Here is an 11,164-nt window from a genome sequence, read left to right on the forward strand (position 1 = left end):
CTTGTTCCAGATGTTCCGTCAAAATGTATTGGTTCGCGATTTTGTAAAAAAACTTTTACTTTGTTAAAATAATAATATTACGAATAAGGGGTGTATATTCAATGATTACTAATTTAGAAAATTGGGGAGACATCCCAGTGCTACATATATCGAAAGAGAATTTTACAAATAATGCTCCAGTAGTATTCTTCCTACACGGTTTTGAAAGTGCCAAAGAGCATAACTTACACTATGCATACCAGTTAGTCAATAAGGGCTGTAGAGTTATCATGCCTGATGCTCATTTACACGGGGATCGAGATATTGAACTTGACCAAATACAGATTAGCCTTCGCTTTTGGGAGATTGTTTTAACATCTATTGAAGAGTTGGGGAAACTTAAAAACGTCTTAAAAGAACGTGGGTACGACAACGGTCAAAAGATAGCTGTTTCTGGAACCTCTATGGGTGGAATTACAACACTGGGCTGCTTAACGGCATATCCATGGATTGATGCGGCTGCTATTATGATGGGAACCCCGGGATATGTAAACCTTGCTAAAGATCAAATGACTTTAGTTGAGCAAAGAGGATTTAAGATTCCAATGAACGAAGAAGAAAAGAAAAAAATGTTTGATACATTATCTATATTTGATGCTTCTAAGCAATTAGAGAAACTAGAAAATAAGCCACTATTTTTCTGGCATGGCATGAAGGATGAAGTAGTACCGTTCGCACCTACTAACAAATTTGTGGAAGATTTGATTGAACAATATGGTGATGCTCAGATTGAGTTTATGAAAGAAAAAAGCGTTGGCCATGCAGTTTCAAGAAAAGGTATGCTTCGTTCAACGGAATGGTTAGCTAACCGTTTGGCATAATTGATATATCTTTGTTATGATGAATGAAAGATGTAAGGAGGTATTAGTATGGATCAAGATATGAAAGATAGTATGATGGCTGCCCTGGAAAATGTTATTGACCCAGAGCTAGGCGTAGATATTGTCAATTTAGGTTTAGTATATGATGTGGATCTAACTGATGAGGGACAAGCAACAGTTACGATGACACTAACTTCTATAGGTTGCCCGATGGGTCCAATGATAGTAGATCAGGTTAAAACAGCACTAGCTGAGCTACCTGAAGTTAAAGACACTGAGGTTAATATTGTCTGGAACCCACCATGGTCAAAAGACAATATGTCTCGATATGCAAAAATTGCATTAGGTATTCGATAATTATTAAGACTCCTCTAATTATAAAAGAGGACGTTTAAAACAAAACAAGGCATCTTCTGTTCAAGTCGAACAGGAGGTGCCTTGTTTGATTATATGCGTTTTTTCTTGAATTATAAGAGCTGTTTTTCTATAGCTGCTTAGGGTTTGATTTGTAGGGGCAATTCCAGCGGGATAAGTATGAAATTTCACCACAGCACGATTGCCTTGGAGAGGACTTGCCACTTACGCTATTGTGAGTGGCGATTGGAAGCACCCGAACTGAGTATAGCGAGGGAGAAGGCTTGAGTCGTGCACGCGAAAAGCGCCCGTCACAAAACACCGATATATAAGCGAGTAAATGAACGACAATCGTTCACTTACTCTAATTAATCTATCCGACAAACGCAAAGAGGACAGCTTTCGCACTGGTTTTCTCTTCTTAATAACTCTAAATCGTTAATTGTAATAATACCTTTATGAAACGAAATTAGACCCTCACTTTTCATATCATTTAACATTCGATTAACTACTTCCCTACTCATCGAGCAAAGGTTAGCTATTTCCTGATTAGTAAGTGAAAAATTAATTTTAATCCTACCATCAGATAATGGTTCACCATACGTGTTACACAAGCGTATTAAAGTAGAATATAGAGCGCCTTTTTTACCATAAAGCATCAAATCACGAAACCTTGTCTGGTTTTTTAAGTAAATAAGCTGTATATATTTTGTCCATTCCACCATTAACTGAGTAGAATTAACAAGAAATTTTTCTAATTTATTTTTTGGTAGCACTAATAGCTGTGTAGTCTCCAACGTAAGAGCAGAAAAACTATGATGAGTATTATCTGCGAAAACACCAGATTCACCTATACAGTTTTCGGGGCCTACTATTCTTAAAGTGAGTAATTTGCCGCCCTCTGTATCTTTATTTATCGCAATAGAGCCGCTTACAATAAAATATACGTCTTGTGCTAGTTCGCCTTCTATATAAACCGAACGATCCTTCTCTAATTTTATAATAGAACCGTATTGTTTAAATAATAAACTAATATCTGGGGATACTAAAGTATGATCCACCTCAACACCACCTTTATATGTACCTATAAATATAGCATATATTCCGTTACATAAAGCTTAATACTTTACAAATTATGCTACAAGGATTTATATTTATAATAGTCAATAAAGGTCAAAGTTTTGTGAAATGGAGCTGTTAATATGCAAATGAACCAACAAGATCAAAAAAGTCCTTTAGAAACGTACGGACGTAATTTAGTAAATGCAGTAAAAGACGGCAAAATGGACCCGGTTATCGGTAGAGATCAGGAAATTCGAAATGTCATTCGTATTTTATCAAGAAAAACTAAAAATAATCCTGTACTGATCGGAGAACCAGGGGTTGGTAAAACCGCTATTGTAGAGGGACTGGCACAAAGAATTGTAAAAAAAGATGTACCAGAGGGTTTGAAGGATAAAGAGATTTTCGAATTAGATATGAGCTCGCTAATTGCAGGAGCAAAGTATCGTGGAGAATTTGAGGAGAGACTTCAAGCAGTACTCAAGCAAATCAAAGAGAGTGAAGGAAAAATCATTTTATTTATTGATGAGATCCACACTATAGTTGGTGCTGGGAAATCAGATGGTACCATGGATGCGGGGAATATGTTAAAGCCAATGCTCGCACGAGGAGAATTGCATTGTATTGGAGCGACTACTCTTGATGAATATCGTATGTATATTGAAAAGGATCCTGCGTTAGAGCGCCGTTTTCAGCAAGTATTAGTAAGAGAACCCTCTGTAGAGGATACAGTATCCATCCTTCGTGGTTTAAAGGAACGCTTTGAATTACATCATGGTGTACGTATACACGATCGAGCAATTGTAGCAGCATCTCAGCTTTCCAACCGCTATATTACAGAACGTTTTCTTCCTGACAAGGCAATAGACTTAATAGATGAAGCATGTGCCATGATCCGTACGGAAATAGATTCAATGCCTCAAGAGCTGGACGAAGTAACTAGAAGAATGATGCAGCTCCAAATTGAGGAGCAAGCGCTGATGAAAGAAAAGGATTCAGCTAGCAAAAAGCGATTAGAACAATTGCGTCAGGAGTTAGAGGAGTTAGACAAGTCCTCAGCAGATATGCGTAAAAAATGGGAATCAGAAAAAGAGTCCATTCAAGTAGTTCAAAAAAAGAGAGAGCTGTTAGACCGCTATCGCAGAGAGCTAGAGGAAGCAGAAAATAAATACGATTTAAATAAAGCAGCAGAGCTACGTCATGGTAAAATACCACCTTTAGAAAAGGAACTTCAATCATATGAAGATGAGATAAACAATGATTATGATTCACGTTTACTTCGAGAAGAAGTCACTGCAGATGAAATTGCTCATATTATTTCAAGATGGACTGGCATCCCAGTAACTAAGCTGGTAGAAGGAGAAAGAGAAAAACTTCTTCGCCTTAAAGAGACATTGGGAGAACGTGTAGTTGGTCAAGATCAGGCAGTACAATTAGTGACAGAGGCTGTTTGGCGTGCACGTGCAGGTATAAAAGACCCGAATAAACCAATTGGTTCGTTTTTATTTTTAGGACCGACTGGTGTAGGAAAAACAGAGCTTGCTAAATCTTTAGCTGCTAACCTGTTTGACTCAGAGGAACACTTCATTCGTATAGACATGTCGGAATATATGGAAAAGCATAGCGTATCTCGATTAGTCGGCGCACCACCTGGATATATAGGCTATGAGGAAGGCGGTCAGTTAACAGAGGCTGTGCGAAGAAATCCATATTCAGTAGTGCTGTTAGATGAAATAGAAAAGGCTCATCCAGATGTTGCTAATATTTTGTTACAGCTAATGGATGATGGAAGGATAACCGATAGTCAGGGGAGAATCGTCAACTTTACAAATACAGTTGTCATTTTAACTTCCAATATAGGCTCCCAATACTTATCCAATACAACCGGACAAGTGTCAGAAACGGACGAGGAACTGGTAATGACCGCTCTTCGTGCACACTTCAAGCCTGAGCTATTAAACCGTATGGATGACATTATTATGTTCCATTCCTTAACGACTCATCACTTTGAAATGATAGCGAAAAAGTATGTAAAACAACTGCAAAATCGTCTGCTAGAACAGGAAGTTACTTTAGAGGTCGAGGAAGATGTCTATACGTGGATCGTGGAAGAGGGAACTGATGCTGCTTATGGCGCAAGACCGCTCAGAAGATTTATCCAACGATATCTAGAAACAGCAGTTGCAAAAATGCTAATTGGAGGGAACGTCCTGCCTGGTAGCACAATTGTAGCGAGCCTGGAGGATGGCCAGCTAATGGTGAAATAGTATCGCTATACAGCTATCAAATAAAAAAACTCCCTTTTGAAGGGAGTTTTTTTTATTAATGATGTTTAGCTTCTACAGGCTCATCCGGAATTACTTTAGTAATTAGTATAATTATAATAGCTGCTGGGATAGCCATATATAAACCATGGAAAAAGTTAAATTCTTCTACGCCATTAACTGAACCTACTACATAATTTAACATCGTAACCAAGATAAGTGTCCAAATTACTGTCATAACATATTGCATATAATTTCACCTCAAAAAAATTAATTTATCTATAGCTATCATAACATAGGGTTGTCCTATACAAAAGAATTATTCTTAACATCCAACAACTATGTTGAAAAATGTTCATATATTCGCTATTATTAATACCAGGTACTAATAATAGATTACAAGAAAAGAGGAATTTCATGAATGCAGGAATTATAGGTTTAGGAACTTATGCACCTGAGAAGATTTTAACGAATGAAGACCTTGAAAAAAGAATAGATACATCGGATGAATGGATAAAAACAATGACTGGTATAGAGGAGCGTCGAATAGCTGCTCCTGGAGAAGAAAGTTCACATATGGCTGTCAAGGCAGCCAAGGAAGCAATAGCGGATGCAGGAATTTCTCCGGAACAAATAGGACTAATTTTGGTAGCAACAGTAACTCCGGATCGTCCTTTTCCTAGTGTCTCCACGATGCTTCAGGAGCAATTAGGGGCTACTAATGCAGCAGCAATGGATATATCCGCTGCATGCGCAGGGTTTATGTATGGTGTCGTTACTGCAAAGCAATTTGTAGAATCTAAAACGTATTCTCATGTGTTAGTAATTGGTGTGGAAAAGCTGTCTAAAATTACAGACTGGGAAGATCGAAATACTGCTGTCCTCTTTGGAGACGGAGCAGGGGCTGTAGTAATTGGAGAAGTCTCTGAGGGCAGAGGCATATTGTCCTTTGAGCTTGGAGCCAATGGTAGTGGAGGAAAGTATTTATTGCAGGACGGACCTTACATTACGATGAATGGAAGAGAGGTATTTAAATTTGCGGTTCGTCAAATGGGCGAATCTGCTATTAACGTTATCGAAAAAGCAGGATTACAAAAAACAGATATTGATTTGTTAATCCCTCATCAAGCAAATATTCGTATTATGGAGGCATCTAGAGAACGACTGGAGTTGCCTGCTGAAAAAATGGCCAAAACTATACACAAATATGGGAATACCTCATCTTCGTCTATTCCACTAGCATTAAAAGAAGAAGTAAAAAATGGAAAAGTGAAAGATGATGATATTATTGTAATGGTAGGTTTTGGTGGAGGCTTGACTTGGGGAGCAATAGCGCTTAAATGGGGAAAATAATTTAATTTGTCGAAGGGACGGACATACATGACGAAACGTAGGGTTGTAGTAACAGGATTAGGTGCCGTAACACCACTAGGTAATGATGTAGAAACTACTTGGGCTGGTATTAAGGAAGGTAAATCAGGTGTCGGAATGTTAACAAGACTTGACGCTTCTTTGTTTCCAGCGAAAGTGGCCGCAGAGGTAAAAGATTTTGACATAGAGAAGTATATTGAAAAGAAAGATGCAAGAAAAATGGATCGTTTTACTCACTATGCTTTAGCTTCTGCAATTATGGCAGTTGAGGACGCCAATTTAACAATCACAGAAGAGCTAGGTCTACGTACAGGCGTTTGGATTGGTTCAGGTATTGGTGGAATGGAGACATACGAGAATCAGTTCCGAGTATTTTTAGAAAAAGGAACGAGACGCGTAAGTCCATTCTTCGTGCCAATGATGATTCCTGACATGGCTGCAGGTCAGGTGTCAATTCATTTTGGGGCAAAGGCGATTAATTCATGTACGGTAACGGCTTGTGCATCTGGCACTAACTCTATAGGGGATGCTTTTAAAGTGATCGAGCGAGGAGATGCAGATGTGATGATTACCGGCGGAGCAGAGTCTCCGATTACTCATATGTCTGTAGCTGGTTTCTGCTCCAATACTGCACTTTCTTTAAATACAGATCCTAATACCGCATCGAAACCTTTTGATGCTAATCGAGACGGATTTGTTATTGGTGAAGGAGCTGGAATTCTTATATTAGAAGAATATGAGCACGCTGTTGCTCGTGGTGCTAAAATCTATGCAGAAATAATAGGTTATGGTTCTACAGGAGATGCCCACCATATTACTGCACCAGCTCCAGAAGGAGAAGGGGCAGCTAGAGCGATGAAGCAAGCATTAGACGATGCAGGAGTGTCTCCGGAGAAGATCGATTATATTAATGCGCACGGAACTAGTACGCCTTATAATGATCAGTTTGAAACAATGGCTGTAAAATCCGTATTTGGTGAGCATGCGTACAATTTGGCTATGAGTTCCACTAAATCTATGACTGGTCACTTGCTCGGTGCGGCAGGAGGGGTAGAGGCAATATTCAGTGTATTAGCTCTCCATGAAGGCATCTTACCGCCTACCACAAATCTGGAAACGCCTGATCCGTTATGTGATTTAGACTATGTTCCAAATGAGGCAAGAAAAGAAGAAATTGACTATGCCATGAGTAATTCATTAGGTTTTGGTGGTCATAATGCAAGTATATTATTTAAAAAAATCAAATAAACAACAAAAAATCCACGTTCTTGTGAGCGTGGATTTTTTTGTATATTATAGTTCTTTTAGAACAAATATATATTAAAAAGTATTAAGAAATAAGTGTATATTTAATTTATTTTCATAACAATTTTCCATTATTTAGCCTAATTAAAACCTTGATATTCCAATGTTTATAATAATTTTGTATGGTTCAGAATATATTAAATAAACAAAATATATAAAAAATTTATATTGCGCTTGTAATCATCCTGTAATAGACTTTACAAAAGGAATCAAATAACAGAAAAGTTTTAATCTTTAATTATTTGGAAAAAATCAGACCGAACATAAAGTTGCGTGAGAGGAGAATTAGTTTGAACAACTCAGAACAGCTATTAACCATAAACAATTTACATACCGGATTCAGAATAAAAGATACATATTATGATGCCGTGGATGGGGTATCCATTTCGCTAAAGAGAAATGAAATTCTGGCAATCGTAGGAGAATCAGGTTGTGGGAAATCTACTTTAGCAACGTCCATTATTGGGTTACATGACCACAACAAAACAAGAGTGGAAGGCGAAATTATATACAATGGTATCAATCTTGCTAAATTGAATGATGAAAACTTTAATGCTGTTCGAGGAGAAGAAATAGGGATGATTTTCCAAGATCCCTTATCTGCATTAAACCCGTTGATGAAGATTCAAGACCAAATTGAAGAAAGCCTTGCCTTTCATACAAAGCTGAGTAAGTCTGAAAGAAAAAAAAGAGTATTAGAGTTATTAAAACAAGTAGGTATCCCAAATCCAGAGCGAACTGCAAAACAATTCCCACATCAATTGTCTGGAGGGATGAGACAGCGGGTTATCATTGCGATTGCAATCTCTTGTAAGCCTAAAGTAATCATTGCAGATGAACCAACTACTGCATTGGACGTAACCATTCAAGCTCAAATATTGGACTTACTTATTGACTTACAAAAAGAAACAGGTTCGGGAATTATATTAATAACACATGACTTAGGCGTAGTAGCTGAAGTAGCAGACCGGGTTGCAGTAATGTACGCAGGACAAATTATTGAAGAGGCTCCTGTAGAGGAACTATTTTCTAATCCGTTACACCCTTATACTCGTTCATTATTTAACTCTATACCACAGATGAATAGTGAGAATGATAGGCTTGAAGTTATTCAAGGAATTGTACCTTCTTTAGCCAAATTACCTCGAGAAGGATGTAGATTTTCTGCCAGAATCCCTTGGATCAGTGAAGAGACACATGAAAAAAATCCAGTATTGCATGAAGTTTCTCCAGGACACCTTGTCAGATGCACATGTTGGCAGCATTTTCATTTTGAGGGTGAGAAAGGGGAAGTAACCAATGAGTTTTATGCAAATTAAGGACTTACATGTTCATTATCCTATCAGGGGTGGATTTTTTAATACAGTTGTTGATCGTGTGCATGCAGTAGATGGAATCTCGATAGAAATTGAAAAAGGGAAAACGTATGGATTGGTAGGAGAATCTGGCTGTGGAAAGTCTACTACTGGTAAATCTATTATTGGACTTGAAAAAATAACATCTGGACAAATCATATACGAAGGACAGGATGTTACAAATAGCCGTCGTAGTCCATCTTCTTCCTATAATCGAGATATTCAAATGATATTTCAAGACGCCCATTCAAGTTTAAATCCTAGAAAACGAGTTCAAGATATTATAGCAGAACCTATTAGAAACTTTTTGAAACTGTCTCCTACCGAAGAAAAAAGAAAAATTAATGAACTGTTAGAAATAGTGGGAATGAGCGAGGATGTCAAGGTAAAGTATCCTCATGAGTTTTCAGGCGGTCAGAAACAAAGGATTGGCATTGCTCGTGCTATTGCAACAAATCCTAAATTGATCATTGCAGATGAACCAGTATCAGCACTAGATTTATCGGTTCAAGCCCAAGTGTTAAATTTTATGAAAGATATACAAAGAGAATTTGGATTAAGTTACTTATTTATATCCCACGATTTGGGTGTAGTTAAACATATGTGTGATGAAATTTCTATTATGTACAAAGGTAAATTTGTAGAAACTGGAAGTAGGGAAGATATTTATACAAATCCTCAACATATCTATACAAGGAGATTGCTATCGGCTATACCTGACGTAAATCCAAAAGGTAGAGAAGCAAGAAAAAGAGAAAGAATTGAAGTAGAAAAAAATTATGTAACTGATCATCAGAAATACTTTGATAAGGATGGGAAAGTATTGGATTTAGTACCAATCTCAACTACTCATCAAGTAGCAATGGCCACTAGAAGCAAGGAGGTCATCTAATATGTGGAAAACAATATTGAGAAGAGTTTTAGCCATGATTCCACAACTTTTTGTCTTAAGCCTACTAATATTTATATTAGCTAAGCAAATGCCTGGAGACCCATTCACTGGCCTAATAACACCAGAATCCGATCCTAATCGATTAGAAGAAATGAGAGTGTTAGCAGGATTTTACGATCCTTGGTATGTACAATACTACAATTGGATAACGAATGCAATTCAAGGGGATTTTGGTAAGAGTTATACGTATAGCATGCCTGTTGCGGATTTAATAGGATTTCGGGCGATGAACACACTATGGCTATCCTTGCTCAGCGTTGTACTTCTATACTTAATAGCTATTCCGTTAGGAGTATTGGCGGGGCGCTTTCAAGATACATTCCTAGATAAAACAATCGTACTATACTCTTTTGTGACCTATGCGATCCCAACATTCGTACTTGGCTTGCTAGCATTATTCTTTTTCGGTTATCATCTTGGATGGTTTCCGACAGCCGGTACGGTAGACATAAAGTACGAGGAAGGTACCCTTGGGTATGTATGGAACCGAATTTATCATATGCTATTGCCTGCAATGACCTATGCAATCCTTGGAACGACCGCAGTAATTCAGTACCTAAGATCTGAAATTATAGATGCAAAGTCGATGGATTATGTCCGTACAGCAAGAAGTAAGGGAATTCCTATTAAAAAAGTATACAGTAGACACATTTTTCGAAACTCATTATTGCCAATTGCAGCTTTTCTAGGGTTTACAATTACTGGGTTACTAGGTGGCTCCATATTTATAGAAACCATTTTTGGATATCAAGGCATGGGGCAATTGTTTATACAATCTATATCCTCCAGGGATTATAGTGTTATTACCGCTTTAGTATTGCTTTTTGGCTTCTTAACTTTATTAGGTAGTCTATTGTCTGATATCATCATGAGCATTGTAGATCCACGTATTAGAATAGATTGACCCAAAATATAAGGTTAAGGAGAGAGTATGATGAGTGAACAAATACTTAATACAGAAATTCTAGAAAAAAACACACAAAGCTCTCCGCCTACAGGTTTTCAAGTGCTAGTAAGAGAGTTTAAAAAAGATAAGTTAGCAATGTTCTCGCTATTTTGTTTAGTCATTGGAATAATAGCTATCTATATCTCAGCAGCAATGATCAATCAAGAAGAATTAATGAATGTAAGTTTAAGAGACAAATTTTCAGAACCTGGCGAAAAGTTTATTCTGGGAGCTGATCAGGGTGGACGTTCCATTTTAGGACAGTTAATCATCGGAGCTAGAAACTCCATTACTATAGCATTATCGGTGACAATTATAACAGGTATTGTAGGTGTGGCCATTGGTATGATTACAGGCTACTTTGGTGGTTTAATAGACAATATATTTATGAGAATTATTGACTTTTTCATCACTATTCCAACTTTAATGATCATCATTGTGTTTGTAACAATTATTCCGAAATACTCTATATTTGAGTTCGTTCTTATTATGAGTACTTTTTTATGGGTGTCAACGGCCCGACTGGTTAGAAGTAAGTCATTAACTGAGAGTAGAAGAGATTATATAAATGCCTCTAAAACATTAGGAACTGGCAATGGCAGAATTATCTTTACAGGTGTTATGCCTAATCTTAGCTCTATTCTAATCGTTGAACTGACGTTAAGTTTTGCAGGAAATGTAGGTTTAGAAACAGG

General features: G+C 37.4%; 11 protein-coding genes. 9 read left to right on the forward strand and 2 right to left on the reverse strand.

Annotated elements, in window-relative coordinates:
* Window positions 1-101 precede the first annotated feature (101 nt).
* Window positions 102-860, forward strand: a complete 759-nt coding sequence (locus Q0371_RS04015; protein WP_298468601.1) for a prolyl oligopeptidase family serine peptidase — start codon at window positions 102-104, stop codon at window positions 858-860.
* 48 nt (window positions 861-908) lie between these two features.
* Complete coding sequence (locus Q0371_RS04020) at window positions 909-1,217, forward strand: metal-sulfur cluster assembly factor (protein ID WP_169361026.1); 309 nt, start codon at window positions 909-911, stop codon at window positions 1,215-1,217.
* Between the two features lie 365 nt (window positions 1,218-1,582).
* Here the strand turns inward: Q0371_RS04020 and Q0371_RS04025 are convergent, their stop codons facing one another.
* Window positions 1,583-2,275: a Crp/Fnr family transcriptional regulator gene (locus Q0371_RS04025; RefSeq protein WP_251556041.1), complete on the reverse strand. Its 693-nt coding sequence runs from the start codon at window positions 2,273-2,275 to the stop codon at window positions 1,583-1,585.
* A 141-nt stretch (window positions 2,276-2,416) separates the two neighbouring features.
* Here Q0371_RS04025 and Q0371_RS04030 point away from each other — a divergent pair, with 141 nt between their 5' ends.
* Window positions 2,417-4,543 carry an AAA family ATPase gene (locus Q0371_RS04030; RefSeq protein WP_298468605.1) on the forward strand — a complete coding sequence of 709 codons (2,127 nt, stop codon included), beginning with the start codon at window positions 2,417-2,419 and terminating at the stop codon, window positions 4,541-4,543.
* Between the two features lie 55 nt (window positions 4,544-4,598).
* Here Q0371_RS04030 and Q0371_RS04035 read toward each other — a convergent pair whose 3' ends face one another.
* A complete protein-coding gene (locus tag Q0371_RS04035; protein ID WP_169361213.1) occupies window positions 4,599-4,790 on the reverse strand; it encodes a DUF2929 family protein in 192 nt (63 codons plus the stop codon).
* 167 nt (window positions 4,791-4,957) lie between these two features.
* Between Q0371_RS04035 and Q0371_RS04040 the strand changes: the two genes are divergently transcribed.
* From Q0371_RS04040 to Q0371_RS04065, 6 genes are all read left to right on the forward strand, one after another.
* Window positions 4,958-5,893, forward strand: coding sequence for a beta-ketoacyl-ACP synthase III (locus Q0371_RS04040; protein ID WP_169361212.1), 936 nt, complete (start codon window positions 4,958-4,960; stop codon window positions 5,891-5,893).
* Window positions 5,894-5,920: 27 nt separating this feature from the next.
* Window positions 5,921-7,159: a beta-ketoacyl-ACP synthase II gene (gene fabF / locus Q0371_RS04045; protein ID WP_298468610.1), complete on the forward strand. Its 1,239-nt coding sequence runs from the start codon at window positions 5,921-5,923 to the stop codon at window positions 7,157-7,159.
* A gap of 347 nt (window positions 7,160-7,506) precedes the next feature.
* On the forward strand, window positions 7,507-8,535 hold the full coding sequence (locus tag Q0371_RS04050) for an ABC transporter ATP-binding protein (RefSeq protein WP_169361210.1): 1,029 nt from the start codon (window positions 7,507-7,509) through the stop codon (window positions 8,533-8,535).
* A complete protein-coding gene (locus Q0371_RS04055; protein WP_298468615.1) occupies window positions 8,516-9,463 on the forward strand; it encodes an ATP-binding cassette domain-containing protein in 948 nt (315 codons plus the stop codon). Before Q0371_RS04050 ends, Q0371_RS04055 begins: the two co-directional genes overlap by 20 nt.
* Window position 9,464: 1 nt before the next feature.
* Window positions 9,465-10,427 (forward strand): oligopeptide ABC transporter permease, encoded by a 963-nt coding sequence (gene opp4B, locus Q0371_RS04060; protein ID WP_169361208.1) that lies wholly within the window; start codon window positions 9,465-9,467, stop codon window positions 10,425-10,427.
* 30 nt (window positions 10,428-10,457) lie between these two features.
* On the forward strand, window positions 10,458-11,164 hold a 707-nt coding region (locus Q0371_RS04065; protein WP_298468620.1), incomplete at its 3' end, for an ABC transporter permease.

Source organism: uncultured Psychrobacillus sp., assembly GCF_938022135.1.
Classification (GTDB): Bacteria; Bacillota; Bacilli; order Bacillales_A; family Planococcaceae; genus Psychrobacillus.